The following is an 18,026-nucleotide window of genomic DNA, read 5'->3' as shown; positions in this document are numbered from 1 at the left end:
GACTTCAGAAAGAGAACCATCATGAGCAACGTTGCAGTCATCGGACTCGGAATCATGGGCCTGCCCATGGCAATCAACCTGGTCAAGGCCGGCCACACCGTCACCGGCTTCAACCGCAGCCAGGACAAGATCGACAAGCTGGTCTCCGAAGGCGGCAAGGGTGCCTCGAGCATCGCTGAGGCCGTCAAGGATGCCGACGTCGTCATCACCATGGTGCCGGACTCCCCCGACGTTAAGGGCGTAGTCAGCGGCAAGGATGGCGTCTTCGCCAACGCCAAGCAGGGCACCCTGTGGATCGACGCCTCCAGCATCCGCCCCGACGTCGCCAAGCGCCTGTCCGACGAGGCCCGCGAAGCAGGCATCCGCCCCCTCGACGCCCCGGTCTCCGGCGGCGAACAGGGCGCCATCGACGCCGTCCTCTCCATCATGGTCGGCGGCGAGAAGGCCGACTTCGAGGACGCCCAGGATGTCCTGAACGCCGTCGGCAAGACCATCGTCCATGTGGGCCCCTCCGGCTCAGGCCAGACCGTCAAGGCTGCAAACCAGCTGATCGTCGCCGTCAACATCGAGGTCCTCGGCGAGGCCATCGCTTTCCTTGAGGCCTACAACGTGGACACGGACGCCGCCCTCAAGGTCCTCGGCGGCGGCTTGGCCGGCTCCAAGGTCCTGGACCAGAAGGGCCAGAAGATGCTGGACCGCAACTTCGACCCCGGCTTCCGCCTGGCCCTCCACCACAAGGATTTGGGCATCGTCACCTCGGCCGCCCGCGAAGCCAACGTCACCATCCCGCTCGGCGCTATCGTCGCCCAGCTCGTCGCCGCCACCGTCAACCAGGGCGACGGCGCACTGGACCACTCCGGACTCTTCAAGCAGGTCCTCCAGCTCAGCGGCAGGAAATAAGCACCAGCGCTACAGGCGCCTAAGAAACACCAGCAGGGCACCCGCCGTCGGACATAAAACGACGGCGGTTCCCTCACCACACCCAAAAACACCCAGACTTCGCCCCAAAGGGGCACAACAAGGAGCACCCCATGAGCAAGATGCGTACCGTTGATGCAGCGGTGGCCATCCTGGAAAAGGAAGGCGCCATCGAGGCGTTCGGCCTGCCAGGCGCCGCCATCAACCCCTTCTATTCCGCCATGCGCGCCCACGGCGGCATCCGCCACACCCTGGCCCGCCACGTTGAAGGCGCCAGCCACATGGCCGACGGCTTCAGCCGCGCCAAGGACGGCAACATCGGCATCTGCATCGGCACCTCCGGCCCCGCCGGCACCGACATGATCACCGGCCTCTACGCTGCCTGGGCAGACTCCATCCCCATGCTCTGCATCACCGGCCAGGCCCCCGTGGCCAAGCTGCACAAGGAAGACTTCCAGGCCGTGGACATCGAGTCCATCGCCAAGCCCGTCACCAAGATGGCCATGACCATCCTGGAACCGGGCCAGGTTCCCGGCGCCTTCCAGAAGGCCTTCCAGCTGATGCGCTCCGGCCGCCCCGGCCCCGTGCTGCTGGACCTGCCGATCGACGTGCAGATGGCCGAGATCGAATTCGACATCGACACCTATGAGCCCCTGCCCGTCGAGAAGCCCAAGGCCTCCCGCAAGCAACTGGAGAAGGCCCTGGACATGCTCCTGGCGGCCAAGCACCCGCTGATCGTGGCCGGCGGCGGCATCATCAACGCCGGCGCCTCCGCACAGCTGGTGGAACTGGCAGAGACCCTGAACGTTCCGGTCATCCCCACCCTCATGGGCTGGGGCACCATCCCGGACGACCACCAGCTGATGGCCGGCATGGTGGGCCTGCAGACCTCGCACCGCTACGGCAACGAGAACTACCTGCAGAGCGACTTCGTCATCGGCATCGGCAACCGCTGGGCCAACCGCCACACCGGCGGCCTGGAGACCTACACGGCCGGCCGCAAGTTCGTGCACATCGACATCGAGCCCACGCAGATCGGCCGCGTGTTCTCCCCGGACCTGGGCATCGCGTCCGACGCCGGAGCGGCGCTGGAAGGGCTGGTTGAACTCGCCAGGGAACGGGCTGCTGCCGGGTCCCTGCCGGACTACAGCGCTTGGGTGGCCGAATGCCAGGACCGCAAGGCCTCACTGCACCGCAAGACGCACTTCGAAAACATCCCCATCAAGCCGCAGCGCGTGTACGAGGAGATGAACAAGTCCTTCGGCCGCGACACCACCTACGTGTCCACCATCGGCCTGTCCCAGATCGCCGGCGCGCAGATGCTGCACGTCTTCGGCCCGCGCAAGTGGATCAACGCCGGCCAGGCAGGCCCGCTGGGCTGGACCGCCCCGGCCGCGCTCGGCGTCGCACGTTCCAACCCGGACCAGACCGTGGTTGCCCTCTCCGGCGACTACGACTTCCAGTTCATGATCGAGGAACTGGCAGTGGGTGCGCAGTTCAACCTGCCGTACATCCACGTGGTGGTGAACAACTCCTACCTGGGCCTGATCCGCCAGTCCCAGCGCGGCTTCAACATGGAGCAGAACGTGTCCCTGGCGTTCGAGAACATCAACAGCTCCCACCTGTCCGAGGACACCCGCGGCTACGGCGTTGACCACCTGAAGGTGGCCGAAGGCCTGGGCTGCAAGGCCGTCCGCGTAGAGGACCCCAGCGACCTCGCCGCCGCGTTCGACAAGGCCAAGGCCCTGATAGGCGAGTTCCGGGTACCCGTGGTGGTGGAAGTAATCCTGGAAAAGGTCACCAACATCTCCATGGGCGTGGAAATCAACGCCGTGAACGAGTTCGAGGAACTGGCCGAGACCGCCGCCGACGCCCCCACCGCCATCCTGGCCCTGCAGGCATAACCATGCGCGTGGTTATTGCCCCGGACAAGTTCAAGGGATCGCTGTCCGCCCCGGAGGTGTGCAGCCACCTGGAAAAGGGCCTGCAGCGCGGTGCCGGCGGGAACCTTGACGTGGTCCGGATTCCGGTAGCCGACGGCGGCGAGGGCACCCTCGACGCCGCCGTCGGCTCCGGTTTCACCCGTCGCACGGCCACGGTCAGCGGTCCCACGGGGCAGCCGGTGGAGGCGGACTACGCGGTCCGCGGGCACGAGGCCGTCATTGAGATGGCGGCGGCTTCGGGGCTCGCCCTGGTGCCAAGCGTCCAGAAGGGCGGACGGCCCACCCCGGTTGAGGCCGCCACGGCCAGCAGCCTGGGCACCGGCCAGCTCATCCGGGCAGCGCTCGACGCCGGCTGCCGGCGGATCGTGCTCGGCGTGGGCGGCAGTGCCAACACCGACGGCGGCGCGGGGCTCCTGCAGGGGCTCGGCGCCAGGTTCCTGGACAACAGGAACAACGAACTTCCACCGGGCGGGGCTGCGCTGGCAAACCTGCACAGCATCGACTTCACCGATTTCGAGCCCCGACTGGTGGACACACGGTTTGTGCTGGCCTCCGATGTGGACAACCCGCTGCTGGGCGCCCAAGGCGCCGCAGCGGTGTTCGGTCCGCAGAAGGGCGCCACGCCCCAAGACGTCGGCATGCTCGACGCCGCCCTGGCCAGGTTTGTCGAAGTCCTGGCCAGGGAAATCGGATTCCGCGCCGTCAAGGCTGCTGAGGCTCCCGGAGCCGGGGCAGCCGGCGGCGTGGGCTACGCCGCCATCGCCGTCCTGGCCGCGTCGCGGCGGCCGGGCATCGACGTCGTCCTGGAATTCACCGGGCTGGCGGACCGCCTGGCGGGTGCAGACCTGGTGATCACCGGCGAAGGCAGCCTGGACGAGCAAAGCCTGCTGGGCAAAACCCCCATGGGCGTTGCGCGGGCCGCCGCGGCCCAGGGCGTTCCGGTCATCGCCGTCTGCGGCCGGACCACCCTGGACCAGGGCCAGGCGGCAGCGGCCGGATTCGAGGACGTCTACGCTTTGACGGCGCTCGAAACCGATGTAAACAGGTGCATAGCAGAGGCTGGGCCGCTGCTGGAGCAGCTGGGCACCCAAATCAGTGCGGGGCTGGCGGCCAACAGGCCCGCCGCCGCAAGTACCAAGGAGGACCTCCGTGTCTGAAGAACGTTTTGACCTCGTCATCCGGGGCCAGCGCATCCTGACCACCGCCGGCATCGCGCCGCGCGAGGTAGGTGTCCGCAACGGCAAGATCGTGGCCATCGAACCGCTGGGCAACGGCCTGGCGGGCGCCGAAGTCATCGAACTGGCCGACGACGAAACCCTGCTCCCCGGCCTGGTGGACACCCACGTCCACGTCAACGAGCCTGGCCGCACCGAGTGGGAGGGCTTCGCCTCCGCCACCCGCGCTGCGGCAGCGGGCGGCGTCACCACCATTATCGACATGCCGCTGAACTCCGTCCCGCCCACCACCACGGTGGAGAACCTCAAGCTCAAGCGCGAGGTGGCCGAGGACCAGGCGTTCATCGACGTCGGGTTCTGGGGCGGGGCCATCCCCGGCAACAAGGCGGACCTGCGCCCCCTGCACGACGAGGGCGTCTTCGGCTTCAAGTGCTTCCTCCTGCACTCCGGTGTGGACGAGTTCCCGCACCTGGACGCGGACGAGATGGAAGAGGACATGGCCGAGCTGAAGTCCTTTGACTCGCTCATGATCGTCCACGCCGAAGACTCGCACGCCATCGACCGCGCACCCCACCCGGGCGGCGACCACTACCAAACCTTCCTGGCTTCCCGACCCCGCGGCGCCGAGAACAAGGCCATCGCCGAGGTCATCGAACGGGCCCGCTGGACCGGTGCGCGTGCGCACATCCTGCACCTGTCGTCGTCGGACGCGCTGCCCATGATCGCCAGCGCCAAGCGCGACGGCGTCAGGCTCACCGTGGAGACCTGCCCGCACTACCTCACGCTGATGGCGGAGGAAATCCCGGACGGCGCCACCGCCTACAAGTGCTGCCCGCCCATCCGCGAGGCCTCCAACCGGGAGCTGCTGTGGCAGGGCCTGCAGGACGGCACCATCGACTGCATCGTCTCGGACCACTCCCCTTCCACCCTGGACCTCAAGGACCTGGAAAATGGCGACTTCGCCGTGGCCTGGGGCGGCGTCTCGTCGCTGCAGCTGGGCCTGTCCCTGATCTGGACCGAAGCGCGGCACCGCGGCATCCCGCTGGAGCAGGTGGTGTCCTGGATGGCAGAGAAGCCCGCCAACCTGGCCCGGCTGACCAACAAGGGACAGCTGGCCCTGGGCTACGACGCCGACTTCTCCGTCTTCGCCCCGGACGAAGCCTTCGTTGTGGACGTCTCCAAGCTCAAGCACAAGAACCCCATCACCCCGTACGACGGCAAAGCCCTGTCCGGCGTCGTACGCAAAACCTACCTCCGCGGCGCCGTAGTGGACGGCCAGACCCCTACGGGCAAGCTGATCCGCCGCGGCGGCGTATAGGGGCGCGCCATGGCAGTGGAAGCCCATCATCCACGGACGGCGGCCCCGCGACAGGTGCCGTATCCGGTTCCAGCCCGGCGGGCCACGGCCCACGGACTGGCCGTGTGGGTTGTCCCCGCTGAAGGAACCAGCCCGGAACTCCTGCGCCACGCCGCCCAAATGGTCCTCGCGAGGGCCCTCGAAACTGCTCCGGAGGCGGAAGTCCATTGGCCTGCCGCCGGAGCCCCCACGTCCGCCGCGGAGGAAGCAAAAGATGACTCCTCCCGCGCTTCCTCCGCGGCGGAGGCACCCAGCCCGGCACTTTCAAGGGCCGACGGCGGCACCCGCCTGCCGCCGTCGGCCGGCCCCGTCAGCCGCGTCGCCGTGGACCTTGCCGCCGACACCGTCCTGCTGGACGGCCGTCCGGTGGCGCTGACCGGCGTCGAGTACAAGGTGCTCCGGTATCTGGTAACCCACCTGTCCCGCACAGTGGGCCGCGAGGAGCTGCAGGAGTTCCTGGAATCGCTGGATTTCCCCGGCGCCACCGCCCGCTCCATCGACGTATACGTGGGCAGGATCCGCAAGAAACTGGGCAACGCCCGCCACGCCGTGGCCACGGTGCGCGGCGGCGGCTACCAGTTTGTTCCCGGCCCGCACGCCGCGGTTCGGGGTCCTGCGGAATACTGCATATGACGCGCGGGTTTGTATCAGTAAGCGGCAACCCGCTTCACTGGATGTTTGGCCATCACTGACCGAGTCTTACAAAGGAACGCCATGAGCCCCACCCTGACCACCAAGCTTCAGCCCGGCACCCCGGCTCCTAATTTCACCCTCCGGGACGCCCAGGGCCGGGAAACCTCCTTGGCCGATTACCGTGGCAAGAACGTCATCGTGTACTTCTACCCCAAGGCCGCAACCCCCGGCTGCACCACCGAGGCCTGCGACTTCCGCGACAGCCTTGCCTCCCTCCAGGGCAAGGGCTATGAAGTTGTCGGTGTCTCCCCCGACGCCCCGGAAGCGCTTGCCGGTTTCAGCGGCGACTTCTCCCTGACCTTCCCGCTGCTCTCCGACCCCGACCACGCGGTTGCCCTGGCCTACGGCGCCTGGGGCGAAAAGCTGGTCAACGGCGAAATCCACGAAGGGATCGTCCGCTCCACGGTTGTAGTGGATCCCCAAGGAAACGTCACCCTGGCCCAGTACCAGGTCCAGGCCGACGGCCACGTCACCCGCCTCAAGGAAGCCCTGGGAGTCTAAGCTCTCTCTGCATCTCCGGACGCCCCAGCACATGCTGCTGGGGCGTCCGGCGTTTAACCTTCTGCCTTCACCTCTGCTGCAACCTGCGCATAGGACGCCGAAACCCTGCGGTAGACCGGCGTGAGGAAAGCCAGCAGCGCCGCCGCGATCATGATGATGCCGGCCACCAGGAACACCAAGGCGATCCCGCGGGACGTGCCCTCACCCAGCAGCGGCGCCAGGGCGGTGGCGCCGTCCGCCGACCGCGCATAGGGGATGATCCAGAACTGGGCGATGGGTGCGATGAGGAAAGCGGTGACAGGGGCCGCGGCGGACTCAAACGCCATGGCGAAGCCGAAGACGCGGCCTTGCCGCTCCAACGGCACCACCCGCTGGATGACGGTTTGTTCGGCCGCCTCCACGAACGGGACCAGCAGCAGGTAGAGCCAGATTCCCAGGATGTAGAGCCACGCCCACTCCCGCAGGGTGAAGACCGCGCCGAGAACCCCCATGACTGCCACTGCCATCAGCAGGGTGCGCAACGGGTTGGCTCCCAGCCCGAATTTGCCGATCAGGGCACCGCCGATAATGAACCCCGTGGATCCAACTGCGAACACGGCGCCCCACATCTCCACCGAGAACATCTCCAGCCCGTAGGGGTCCATCAGCGCCATGTAGACGCCCCCGATGAAGTTGTTGAACGTGGAAAACAGGACCAGCGCAAACAGCCCGGAGATGGCCAGCACCGCGGCCAAAGAACCCCGAAGATCAAAGCCGCCTTGGGCGTCCGTTGCCGCCGCGCGCACTTCCTCGGGCATCCGCAGGGTCAGCAGGTGCGCGGCGGCGAGCGCCGTAAGCACCAGTGCGACCGCGATGGTCCAGCCCATGCCGAGCAACCCGACGGAGAGTCCGGACAGCAGGGAGGTGACGATGAACATTAGCCCCTGCACCATACCCACCAGCCCGTTGGCATTGGCGCGGCGTTCAGGCTCGATGAGGATGGTGACGGTTGTGGACAGGGCGATGTTCCGCAGGTTCTCCACCACGGCGCCGACCAGGATGATGACAGTGAAGATCCAGAACCACGGCTGCCCCAGGTCCAGCAGCGATGCCGCGGGCGTCAGCAGGAACATCAACCCGGACAGCACGAACATGACCAGGCTGAAGCCGGCGGCGAAGCGCATGACGGCCAGCTTGCGGTAACGGTCCACGAAAGTGCCAAAGCTGATGCTGGACAGGGCGATCAGCAGCATGTAGGCGCCGCCCACCACGCCGGTGGCAATCACGTTGCGCGTCTCCAGGTACAGCCAGAAAGTCAGCGCGAACCACAGGTAGCTGGTGGTGATATTCGCCAGGGCGGTGTTGACCAGGATGCCGGCAAAGGTTCGGGAGCGCTGGGCCGGGGTACGCAGGGAGCGGTGGATTGTTTCTGGATCCGCAGCGGCGTTGCCCGGTTCCTGCTGGGTCATGCGTCCCAGTGTAGTGACGCGCAAGGACCGCCAACAGGGTGGAAACTGGCCTGAAGGGGATTCAGCTCTACCCCAAATTCAGGAAGGGGACGCCATGCACAACGGGACGGATAAGGAAGCGCCTGCGAACGGGAAGGACCCGCGCCTGGCACTGGTGCTCGCCTCGGTCTTCGGGTCAAGTCAGGACGCCACCATGGAGGAGCCAGGGTGCCGCTGCAGGCAACCCGGGTTGACGTCCGCAGGGTGGCGGCGTGGAGTATTGGCCGGATTCCCGGTGGCTAGGATCATCGCATGGTGATCGAGGTGCGTCCGGCAACAAACTTCGAGGACGTCAAAGCACTGGTAGGGCCCAAGCGGCCGGACGCCACGGTCTGCTGGTGCCTGAGCTACCGGATCCCCTCCAAGCAAAACGTTTCGCTGCGGGGCGAGGAACGGGGGGAACTGGTCAGGCAGCTGGTCACCCAGGATCCGCCACCCGGAGTCATAGCGTACGACGGCGGCGAACCCGTTGGGTGGGCAGCGGTCCACCCGCGCGCGGACACCAGCTTCGCCCGCAACAGGAAGATCCCGCACGTTGACGACCGGGACGCCTGGTCGGTCTGGTGCCTCCGGGTACGCCCCGGGCACCGCGGAAAGGGGATCTCGCACCACCTGCTGGCAGGTGCCGTCGGGATGGCACGGTCCTATGGAGCGCCCGTCGTGGAGGGCTATCCGGTGGACAACGGCGGCAGCAAAGTGGACCTCACCATGGCCTATGTGGGAACCCGCAAGCTGTTCGAGGACGCAGGCTTCACCAAGGCGGCGGACACGACGTCGGTCCTGAACGGTTTTCCGCGCGTGCTGATGCGGCTGGAACTCACATAAGCACGGGCTTCGGCGGCTCCCCCAGAGCTACTTCCGGCGCCAGTATCTGCCCCAGTCAACCTCCATGGCCCATAGCGCCAGGAGCAGCGCGTCCATGGTCATGAGTCCTGCCATCAGGTACGACCAGCCAAGCAACAAACTCACAGCAATCTCCTGACTATCCCCCAGCCAATCGATTGCTGCTAAGTGTGGCACCTAAAGCGCCGCTACGGAATGCCCTCCACCCGCAGTCTTGAAAAGGACTTCTAGCCTGCGGTGCGCCTCGGTCTCCAGCTTCAGCCGCCGGGTCAGCTTCTCTACGTGCCGGGACATCTCCTCCCCCACCGGAAGCCGGTCCCCCGGCCAGCTGGACACTTCCCGCGATTCGGCGAGCGCGTGCTCCAGTTCCCGCGATGCCGCCCGTACTTTGCGTGAGTGGAAGTAGACGCGAAGCCATGCTTTGGCCTTGTCCGCGCCCTTCCTCTTAACTTGTTCCATATGGCTTCCCCGCCTTCCGCAAGCCGTACAGCCTCCGCGCGGTGTCGTCGTCGTACGCTGTTTCCTGGAAGCTGCTGCGTTCCTTCGAGTGTGAGCGCCGCACCTCAACGTCCCGGCAAGCAGATGCCAAAATTTCCACAAGATCTGCTGAGCGGTGCCCCTGCGCAGGACCGAAAAGGGTGGGTATCGCCTCCTGTCAGGCAAGTCACCGGAAACTGTGAAGCCTAAGACATGCCGTGTGCGGCTTAATACGGTAGAAGTAGAGAATGGTCTCTCCCTCCGAAACCCGCCGTGCGGTAGTCATCGAAGATGACCCGGACATCCGCGGCCTGCTGGTCCGCGTCCTGGTGAAGCAGGGCTTTGACGTCACCCACGCGGGCGCCGGCCTCCCCGGAGTGGAGGAAGTCCGGCGGACCAAACCGGACCTGGTGACGCTGGACCTGAACCTGCCGGACCTTGACGGGCTGGAGGTATGCAAGCTCCTGCGCGAATTCTCGGACGCGTTCATCGTGATGCTCACTGCCCGCGCGGACGAACTGGACAAGCTCACCGGGCTGGACAACGGCGCCGATGAATACATCAGCAAGCCGTTCAGCCCCCGGGAACTCCAGTCACGGATCAACGCCTTGTTCCGCCGCCGCCCCTCCCAAGCGGCGGCGTCCGCGGCCCGGAGTGAACTGGAACGCGCCACGGAGGTGCAGCAAAGCCTGCTGCCCAAGGAGGACATCCGGGTGGACGGCTACGACGTTTCGGGCCTTTTCCGCCCCTCCCGCAGCGTGGGCGGCGACTTCTACGACTGGTACCAGACGCCCGACGGGCTCCACCTGACCTTCGCCGATGCCATGGGCAAGGGCATGGGCGCGGCGCTGATCGCGGCAACGGTCCGTGCAGTGATGCGCTCCACCGGCCTGCGGCAGGACCTGGACGCGGGGTTCGCCTCTGCCAGCAAGGCGATCGCCAGCGACCTTGACTCCTCCAACTCCTTCGTCACCCTCTTCCATGCCCGGCTGGACGCGGCGTCCGGCAAGGTCAGCTACGTCGACGCCGGCCACGGACTTGCGCTGCACGTCCAGCCTGCAGGTCCGGCGGACCGCCTCCCCACGGGAGGGCCTCCAGTGGGGGCCTGGCCCGGGACGCAGTGGCCGCAGGCAGAGCTGGAGCTGGCCCCGGGCGATTCCCTGGTTGTGGTCAGCGATGGTGTGCTGGACGTGTTCGAGTCCGTGGAGGATTTCACGGACGCCGTGCAGCAGGCAACGCAGGCTGCAGGTTCGGCCCATGAAGCCAGCAGCTCCATCATGGCCCTCGCCCCGGCAGAGACCGCCGAAGACGACGTCACGGTGGTTGTGGTCCGCCGGCTCCCCGGGGAGGTGGCCGCATGACCCGTTTCTGGACCCGGCTGGTGGTGGTGCTCACCGTCCTGACCGGCCTGAACTACATCGCCTGGCGCTGGGCGGCGTCCCTCAACTGGGATGCCTGGTGGATTGCCCTCCCCCTGGTGGTCGCCGAAACCTACAGCCTGATCGACGTCATGCTCTTCGGCATGACCGTGTGGAAGCTGAAGATCCGCAAAGGCGCCCCGCCGCCGCCGCAAGACGCCACCGTGGACGTCTTCATCACCACCTACAACGAGGACCTGGACATGGTCCTCACCACCGCGCTGGCGGCGCAGAAGATCCGGCACCCGCACAGCACTTGGATCCTGGACGACGGTGCCCGCCCCGAGCTCAAGGCCTTGGCGGAAGAGCATGGCCTGGGCTACGTCACCCGCAGCGGGGACTGGACCAAGGACCTGCCGCGGCACGCCAAGGCCGGCAACCTCAACAACGCCCTCATGGTCACCCATGGCGAGTTCCTGCTGATCCTGGACGCGGACCAGATCCCCGAGCCGGACATCCTGGAAAAGACCCTGGGCTACTTCAACAACCGGCGCGTGGCCCTGGTCCAGACGCCCCAGTACTTCAGCAACGTTCCCGCTGACGATCCGCTCGGCAGCCAGGCACCGCTGTTCTACGGCCCCATCCAGCAGGGCAAGGACGGCTGGAACGCGGCCTTCTTCTGCGGCTCCAACGCCATCCTGCGCCGGGAGGCCCTGATGCAGCTGGGCCTGGTGGGCTACGTCAAGGAAACCGAGAAGAGCATCCGCCGCGCCCTGGCCGCGTCCCGGGCAGCCATCAAGCAGGCCCGGAAATCTGCCGATGTCGAGTCACCCCTGGTGTCGGAGGTCCTGGACGAGGTGGAGGCCGCCACCCGCGAAGCCCAGGCGGAAGTGGACACCGGCCGCCCCCTCAGCGAAGTGACCTACCGGGTCCGCCGCCGCGTGGACGCCGCCGTCCAGACCCTGGTCCAGGCCGACGTCGCAGCACTGCAGGCAGACCTCGAGGAAATCGCCGCCATGGAGCTGGCCCACGTGGGCGAGTCCGGTGTCCCAGTGGTGGCTGATGACGCCGTCCAGCGCATGTCCGCCCGCGACTGGTCCCCGCTGGGCGCTCTGGAGTCCGTCCAGGCCGTCCTGGATGCCCTCACCGTGGAGCGCAGCAACGAGGCCCAGCCGGTGATGCCTCTGGCCACCATCTCGGTGACCGAGGACATGGCCACCGCCATGCGCATGCACGCCATGGGCTGGGAGAGCGTCTACCACCACGAGATCCTGGCCTACGGCCTGGCGCCGGAAGACCTCAAGACCATGCTCACCCAGCGCCTCCGGTGGGCCCAGGGCACCATCCAGGTGTTGCTCCGCGAGAACCCTTTGGTGCAGAAGGGCCTCAAGCTCGGCCAGCGCCTGATGTATTTCGCCACCATGTGGACGTACCTGAGCGGGTTCGCCGCGGTCATCTACTTCGCCGCCCCCATCATCTACCTGCTGCTGGGCATCCTGCCGGTCAGCAGCCTGAGCTGGGACTTCTTCATCCGGTTCATCCCGTTCATGGTGGTCAACCAGCTGCTGTTCGCCGTGGCAGGCCGGGGCATTCCCACCTGGCGCGGCCAGCAGTACAGCCTTGCGCTGTTCCCCACCTGGATCAGGGCATGCACGACGGCGGCCCGCAACGTCTGGTTCGGCCGTCCCCTTGGGTTTGCCGTCACCCCGAAGGCGCGCCAAAGCGGCGGACCCAGCTGGAGCCTCATCCGGCCCCAGATCGTGGTGTCCATCCTGCTGGCCGTCGCCGCTGTCGTCGGCATCATCCGCCTGGCCACCGGCCTGGCCGAGCCGCTGGGCACCCTGGTCAACGTTGTCTGGGTGGTCTTTGACCTGGTGGTCATGAGCATCCTGGTCCGCGCCGTGCTCTACAAGGGGTACGAACCGGCCGCAGAACCTGCAAACAGAGAGGAATCCTGATGGAGTTCAGTTACGAGGTCAAAGATTCGTACGCGGAGGTCAAGGCGGACGGCCGGCTCAACATGGTCTCCGCGCCCAAACTGCGCGAGTTCGTCACGGACGTCATCGCCGGCGGATCGAACCGGATCGTGGTCAACCTGGAAAACACCGCGTTCATGGATTCCTCCGGCCTTGGCGCGCTGATCGGCTGCCTCAAGGCCGCCCGCCAGGCCGGCGGCGACCTGCGCATCGCTGCCGTGCAGCCGCAGGTGAACATGGTCCTGAAGTTGACCAGCATGGACAAGGTCCTCACCGCCTACCCCACGGCCGAGGAGGCGTTCAGCAATGACTGAGGTACTGGCATCGCGCAGCTTCCGCGGACCGGCCGCCGAAGAGGCCATAGAAGAGATCCACAACGACCTCGACAGCCTGTGGCTGGACGTCCCGTTCGTGAACGACATGGACCAGATGACGTTCACCACCGCCGTCATCGAATCCGCGTCCAACATCGTCCAGCATGCGCAGCCGGCCGGGGACCGCGAGGTGGAGCTGGGCGTGGAGACCACGGTGCAGCCCGCGCTGCTGCAGGCGCGGGTCAGCGCCTATTACGCCAAGGCGCCGTTCGGTCCCATGGAGGCCTCCACCCCGGACGACGACGCCGAGTCGGGGCGCGGCCTGGCCTTGATCGAGGCGCTGGTCACCACGGTGACATTCGAGCGCCAGGACGGAACCAACACGTGGGTGCTTTCCAGGACGTCCTCACGGGACTAGGGATCTGGCGCGCCGCTTGACAGTGACCCTCGCCTGCTCTTGAATATTGCGTATGCTGAAATAACAGTTCCATGATGCGGAAGCCTGCCATTGTGCGTAGGTGCCGGGCACTCCGGCGTCCGCATAGCCGTCACCGTGGATGCCAGCATGACACCAAGGAATACGACCAGCATGAAGCTTGCCGAATTCAACAGCGCGGATCCTGCCGCGGCCCAGGCCATCCTCCGGCCCTGCATCGACATCAGCCGCTGGGTGGAGGCGGTGGCCGGGGCACGCCCGTTCCCCGCCCGTAACGAGCTCCTGGAGTTCGCCGCCCAGGCTGCCAACCCGTTCACTCCCGCCGAGGTTGAAGCCGCCATGGCCCACCATCCCAGGATCGGGGAACGCCCGACGGCGGCCAGCACCGAGGCGTCAATGTCCCGTTCCGAGCAAGCCGGGGTGGACCCTGCGGACGCTGAAGCCGCCGGGTCCCTGGCGCGCGGGAACCGTGAGTACGAGGAGAAGTTCGGCCGGGTCTTCCTGATCCGGGCAGCCGGACGCACCGCCCCGGAAATCCTGGCGGCCCTGAACCAGCGGCTCTCCAACTCTCCGGAAGAAGAAGACAGCATCGTGGCGCAGCAGCTGCGCGAAATCGCCGTACTGCGGCTCGAAGGACTGATCAGCGAATGAGCGTTTCCCACGTCACTACCCACATCCTCGACACCGGCGCGGGGCGCCCGGCGGCGGGGGTCGCCGTCGTCCTTTCAAAGAACGACGGCGGCACCTGGCGCGAGCTGGCAGCGTCCAGCACCGACGCGGACGGCCGGGCGAAGGACCTGGGGCCGGAGCAGCTGGAACCGGGACACTACAAGCTGAACTTCGCCACGGGCAAGTACTACGCAGGCCTGCAGACACAGACCTTCTTCCCGGAAGTGGACCTGGTGTTCGAGGTCACCGGCCCCGAGCACTACCACGTGCCGCTGCTCCTGAGCCCGTTCGCATACTCCACCTACCGCGGGAGCTAGCGGACATCCAGGGCGGCCGGACGCCGCCCAGGTTGATCCAATGTCACGGCCGTCACGGTTCCCGCATAGGATCAGGAAGTATGGCTCCTAAAAATGAACCGGAATCAGATACCGACACCGAAGGCGGCCAGTCAGGCGGAGTGCAGTCCGTGGAGCGTGCTCTGACCGTCCTGGAGATCCTGGCCAGGGAAGGGCACGCCGGCGTGAGCGAGATCGCCGAGGAGATGGGGATCCACAAGTCCACCGTCTCCCGGCTGATGGGTTCCCTGGTAACCCGCGAAATGGTCCACCAAAACAGCGAGCGCGGAAAGTACCAGCTCGGCTTCGGCATCCTGCGCCTGGCCAGTTCCATTCCCGGCAGGCTGAGCCTGGTGCACGAGGCACGGCCTGTGCTGGAAAGCCTGGCGGAGGAGTTCAAGGAAACCGTCAACCTCGCCGTCCTGCGTTCCAACTATGCAGTCAACGTGGACCAAGCCATGGGCCCTTCCACGCTGGCCACCTACGACTGGGTGGGAAGCCTCACGCCCTTGCATGCGACCTCCAGCGGAAAGGTGCTCCTGGCAGCACTGGGGGCCGATGAACGGGACCGGATCCTCAAGGAGACGGGATTGGAAGCCCGAACGGCCCGGACCGTCACAAACCGGAAGAAACTGGACGCGGAGCTGCTCGAGGTGGCCGCCAAGGGGTACGCCGTGGTCCGCGAGGAGTTCGAAATCGGCCTGAACGCGGTGGCGGTGCCCGTCTACAACCACCAGGGCACCGTGATTGGCGCCCTCAGCATCTCGGGACCCGCATTCCGTTTCGACCCTGAGCAGATCCCGGGGCTGCTGGAAACACTCAAGGAAGCCGGACTCAAGGTCAGCGCCAACATGGGCTACACGGTCCGATAACAACAAAATGACCCCCGGCTGGCCGGGGGTCATTTGCTTTAAGCGGGGACACGGCCTGTGCAGCCTCCCTTGACTTTCAAAGTGACGTACAGCACTCTTGTTGCTTAGCGCGAACTCTGTTGATCTTTGCGGAACACCTCCCCCACAGGGCTAATGACCCTTCCCCCGCATGGCCGCGGTTTCCGGTTGCCGTTAGGGCTCCTGCAACTACAGGCCAAGCACACTCGCAAGCCCATGGACTAGCCAAAGGACCCGCTTTCATGGCCATCAATAGTGATTTGACTACCCCCAAGCCCAAAGTGCCTCCGTCAGGGGACGCCGCCCCTGCAAGCCTTGACGATCCACGGGAAGAAGCGGCCCCGGCTGCCCCTAACGATCATGAACAGATCCTCGAAGAGCTGCGGCTGGGCAGGCGGGAGCAGGAAGTCTCCCAGCGCCGCAACCGGAAGTTGACGCTGGACAAGGCGACGTTCGGGATCACGGGCGCCATAGCCTTGGCCTTCATTGCCTGGGGATTCCTCGACAAGGACAGTCTCGCCACCACGTCAAAAGACGCCCTTGACTGGGTAATGGAGTACACGGGCTGGCTGTTCATGGTCCTCGCCTCACTCTTCGTCGTCTTCGTGCTGTGGCTGGCAATGAGCAAGTTCGGCAACATTCCACTGGGCAAGGACGGTGAAAAGCCTGAATTCCGCACGGTCTCCTGGATCGCGATGATGTTCGCCGCCGGCATGGGCATCGGCCTGATGTTCTACGGCGTCGCCGAGCCGCTGTACCACTTCATCTCTCCGCCGCCGGGAACCGTCGATGGCCGCACTCCGGCCGCCATCCAAACGGCCATGGCCACCTCGATCTTCCACTGGACGCTTCACCCCTGGGCCATGTACGCCGTCGTGGGAATAGCAATGGCCTACGGCACGTACCGACTGGGCCGCAAGCAGTTGATCTCCGCCGCCTTCACCTCCCTGTTCGGGATCAGGACCGTTGAAGGACCGGTGGGCAAGGTCATCAACATCCTGGCCATCTTCGCCACGCTCTTCGGCACCGCAGCTTCCCTGGGCTTGGGCGCCCTGCAGATCGGCAGCGGCTTCACTTCCAACGGCTGGGCCGGCGAAATCGGAACCCCCGTGCTGGTCGGGATCGTCGCCATCCTGACGGCATGCTTCGTTGCCTCCGCAGTTTCCGGCATCAGCCGGGGCATCCAGTGGCTGTCCAATATCAACATGGTCCTCGCCGTCGTGCTGGCCATGATCGTCTTTGTGGCAGGGCCGACCCTTTTCATCCTCAACCTCATTCCCTCCGCTCTGGGTGACTACATCCGGGACCTGGCCGCAATGTCTTCCCGCACTGAGGCCGTCGGCGACGAAGCATTGCGCACCTGGATGTCGGGCTGGACCATCTTCTACTGGGCCTGGTGGATTTCCTGGACGCCCTTTGTGGGAATGTTCATCGCCCGCATCAGCCGTGGCCGCACCATCCGGCAGTTTGTCACCGGCGTCCTGCTCGTCCCCAGCATTGTGAGCGTGGTCTGGTTTGGCATCTTCGGCGGCACCGCTTTCCGTATCCAGCAGGAAGCGGACAAAGCCGGTTCGCCGGGGCTCATGACCATGGTCGACGGCAAGGCCACCATCGATTTCGATGGCGCCCTGTTCAACCTGGTCAAGAACCTCCCGCTGCCCGCCTGGCTGACCGCGGCCGTGATCGTCCTCGCCATGGTTCTGGTGGCAATCTTCTTCATCACCGGCGCGGATTCCGCATCCCTGATCATGGCTTCACTGAGCTCCAACGGCAGCTCTGAACCTAAGCGTGCCCTGGTCATCTTCTGGGGCGCCCTGACCGGTGCCGTGGCAGCCGTCATGCTCCTGGCCGGCGGCGACCAGCCCTCGGAAGCACTGTCCGGCCTTCAGCGGATCACCATCGTGGCGGCCCTGCCCTTCATCATCGTTATGCTGCTGCTCTGCTTTGCCATCACCAAGGATCTGCGGCGGGACCCGCTCTCCCTGCACCGCCGGCTGGCGGACTCGGTGGTGGAGCGGGCCATCCGCACGGGGGTCGAGCAGCACCGCGGTCTCCAATTTGAACTTGTGACCAAGCACGAGTGCTCAGAAGCATGTGCAAAGGGCAGTCCGTGCCCAGGGGCAAGTACGGACACGCAGAAGGCAGCCCACCGCTTGTAGGAGCTCCGGCACTGCGATGGCCCCGGCGCCCGCGTCGGGGCCATCGTTGTTTACGACTGGGCAGACCAGCCAGGGGGCCGGAACTGCGGGTTACGTCCAGGCACAGCTGCGGGCTGCGCTAAAAACTGGCAGCGCTGCGGGCGGCAGGGCGATTACGCCCAGATCTGATAGCCCGATGACTTGTCGAAAATGCGCCGCGTGCTGATGCCTTCGGCGGCTATCCAGAGGACCGATCCGTCCTCCGCGGCCTGGTCCACCACCCCGGTGGCCACATGCTCCCCCAGTAGCCACACCTCAACACTCCGGCCGGGCACGAGTATGGCGCAGGTCACACTCCGAGTCAACGACGGTCCTGAGGGCCGGGATGGGCTAGGTGTATTGACCACGGAGGTTAGGAACATGCGGCGTGGTTAGGTGACAAAAAGAAGACCTCCAAGTGGAGTGGGGCTTGTCTAAGAGTCCGATCCACAAGGAGGTCTTCAATGTCCCATGCTA

General features: G+C 65.9%; 18 protein-coding genes. 15 read left to right on the top strand and 3 right to left on the bottom strand.

The annotated features are described in order from the left end of the window. Window positions 1–21: 21 nt before the first annotated feature. From ACETK3_RS11385 to bcp, 6 genes are all read left to right on the top strand, one after another. Complete coding sequence (locus ACETK3_RS11385; RefSeq protein ID WP_373992897.1) at window positions 22–900, top strand: 2-hydroxy-3-oxopropionate reductase; 879 nt, start codon at window positions 22–24, stop codon at window positions 898–900. Between the two features lie 131 nt (window positions 901–1,031). Further along, window positions 1,032–2,822, top strand: coding sequence for a glyoxylate carboligase (gcl, locus tag ACETK3_RS11380; protein ID WP_373992896.1), 1,791 nt, complete (start codon window positions 1,032–1,034; stop codon window positions 2,820–2,822). 2 nt (window positions 2,823–2,824) lie between these two features. Then, on the top strand, window positions 2,825–4,018 hold the full coding sequence (locus tag ACETK3_RS11375) for a glycerate kinase (RefSeq protein WP_237429030.1): 1,194 nt from the start codon (window positions 2,825–2,827) through the stop codon (window positions 4,016–4,018). Continuing rightward, window positions 4,011–5,354, top strand: a complete 1,344-nt coding sequence (allB, locus tag ACETK3_RS11370) for an allantoinase AllB (RefSeq protein ID WP_237429031.1) — start codon at window positions 4,011–4,013, stop codon at window positions 5,352–5,354. Before ACETK3_RS11375 ends, allB begins: the two co-directional genes overlap by 8 nt. A gap of 9 nt (window positions 5,355–5,363) precedes the next feature. Then, complete coding sequence (locus ACETK3_RS11365; RefSeq protein ID WP_237429032.1) at window positions 5,364–6,026, top strand: winged helix-turn-helix domain-containing protein; 663 nt, start codon at window positions 5,364–5,366, stop codon at window positions 6,024–6,026. Window positions 6,027–6,107: 81 nt separating this feature from the next. Continuing rightward, window positions 6,108–6,587: a thioredoxin-dependent thiol peroxidase gene (gene bcp, locus ACETK3_RS11360; RefSeq protein ID WP_306971543.1), complete on the top strand. Its 480-nt coding sequence runs from the start codon at window positions 6,108–6,110 to the stop codon at window positions 6,585–6,587. A gap of 53 nt (window positions 6,588–6,640) precedes the next feature. Here bcp and ACETK3_RS11355 read toward each other — a convergent pair whose 3' ends face one another. Beyond that, complete coding sequence (locus ACETK3_RS11355) at window positions 6,641–8,035, bottom strand: MFS transporter (RefSeq protein WP_306971545.1); 1,395 nt, start codon at window positions 8,033–8,035, stop codon at window positions 6,641–6,643. Window positions 8,036–8,326: 291 nt separating this feature from the next. Between ACETK3_RS11355 and ACETK3_RS11350 the strand changes: the two genes are divergently transcribed. Beyond that, window positions 8,327–8,899: a GNAT family N-acetyltransferase gene (locus tag ACETK3_RS11350; protein WP_236799798.1), complete on the top strand. Its 573-nt coding sequence runs from the start codon at window positions 8,327–8,329 to the stop codon at window positions 8,897–8,899. 195 nt (window positions 8,900–9,094) lie between these two features. On the opposite strand, the gene ACETK3_RS11345 is transcribed toward ACETK3_RS11350, so the two are convergent. Then, a complete protein-coding gene (locus ACETK3_RS11345) occupies window positions 9,095–9,376 on the bottom strand; it encodes a hypothetical protein (RefSeq protein ID WP_236799800.1) in 282 nt (93 codons plus the stop codon). Between the two features lie 266 nt (window positions 9,377–9,642). Between ACETK3_RS11345 and ACETK3_RS11340 the strand changes: the two genes are divergently transcribed. From ACETK3_RS11340 to ACETK3_RS11305, 8 genes are all read left to right on the top strand, one after another. Next, a complete protein-coding gene (locus ACETK3_RS11340) occupies window positions 9,643–10,755 on the top strand; it encodes a PP2C family protein-serine/threonine phosphatase (RefSeq protein WP_373992895.1) in 1,113 nt (370 codons plus the stop codon). Continuing rightward, window positions 10,752–12,710 carry a glycosyltransferase family 2 protein gene (locus ACETK3_RS11335; RefSeq protein WP_373992894.1) on the top strand — a complete coding sequence of 653 codons (1,959 nt, stop codon included), beginning with the start codon at window positions 10,752–10,754 and terminating at the stop codon, window positions 12,708–12,710. The genes ACETK3_RS11340 and ACETK3_RS11335 overlap by 4 nt, the downstream gene beginning before the upstream one ends. After that, window positions 12,710–13,042, top strand: coding sequence for an STAS domain-containing protein (locus tag ACETK3_RS11330; protein WP_141945622.1), 333 nt, complete (start codon window positions 12,710–12,712; stop codon window positions 13,040–13,042). The genes ACETK3_RS11335 and ACETK3_RS11330 overlap by 1 nt, the downstream gene beginning before the upstream one ends. Further along, complete coding sequence (locus ACETK3_RS11325; RefSeq protein ID WP_373992893.1) at window positions 13,035–13,460, top strand: ATP-binding protein; 426 nt, start codon at window positions 13,035–13,037, stop codon at window positions 13,458–13,460. Before ACETK3_RS11330 ends, ACETK3_RS11325 begins: the two co-directional genes overlap by 8 nt. 171 nt (window positions 13,461–13,631) lie before the next feature. Next, window positions 13,632–14,129 (top strand): 2-oxo-4-hydroxy-4-carboxy-5-ureidoimidazoline decarboxylase, encoded by a 498-nt coding sequence (gene uraD, locus ACETK3_RS11320; RefSeq protein ID WP_373992892.1) that lies wholly within the window; start codon window positions 13,632–13,634, stop codon window positions 14,127–14,129. Next, complete coding sequence (gene uraH, locus ACETK3_RS11315) at window positions 14,126–14,464, top strand: hydroxyisourate hydrolase (protein ID WP_236799805.1); 339 nt, start codon at window positions 14,126–14,128, stop codon at window positions 14,462–14,464. Before uraD ends, uraH begins: the two co-directional genes overlap by 4 nt. Window positions 14,465–14,544: 80 nt before the next feature. After that, on the top strand, window positions 14,545–15,354 hold the full coding sequence (locus ACETK3_RS11310; protein ID WP_236820580.1) for an IclR family transcriptional regulator: 810 nt from the start codon (window positions 14,545–14,547) through the stop codon (window positions 15,352–15,354). Window positions 15,355–15,614: 260 nt separating this feature from the next. Then, complete coding sequence (locus ACETK3_RS11305) at window positions 15,615–17,531, top strand: BCCT family transporter (protein ID WP_373992891.1); 1,917 nt, start codon at window positions 15,615–15,617, stop codon at window positions 17,529–17,531. A gap of 152 nt (window positions 17,532–17,683) precedes the next feature. On the opposite strand, the gene ACETK3_RS11300 is transcribed toward ACETK3_RS11305, so the two are convergent. Then, window positions 17,684–17,863 (bottom strand): hypothetical protein, encoded by a 180-nt coding sequence (locus tag ACETK3_RS11300; protein ID WP_236820582.1) that lies wholly within the window; start codon window positions 17,861–17,863, stop codon window positions 17,684–17,686. Between the last annotated feature and the right edge of the window lie 163 nt (window positions 17,864–18,026).

Source organism: Arthrobacter sp. E44 (genome assembly GCF_041877125.1).
Lineage (GTDB): Bacteria > Actinomycetota > Actinomycetes > Actinomycetales > Micrococcaceae > Arthrobacter.
The sequence above is the reverse complement of the archived record's forward strand: the minus strand, read 5'-3'. Positions and strand labels throughout refer to the sequence as shown.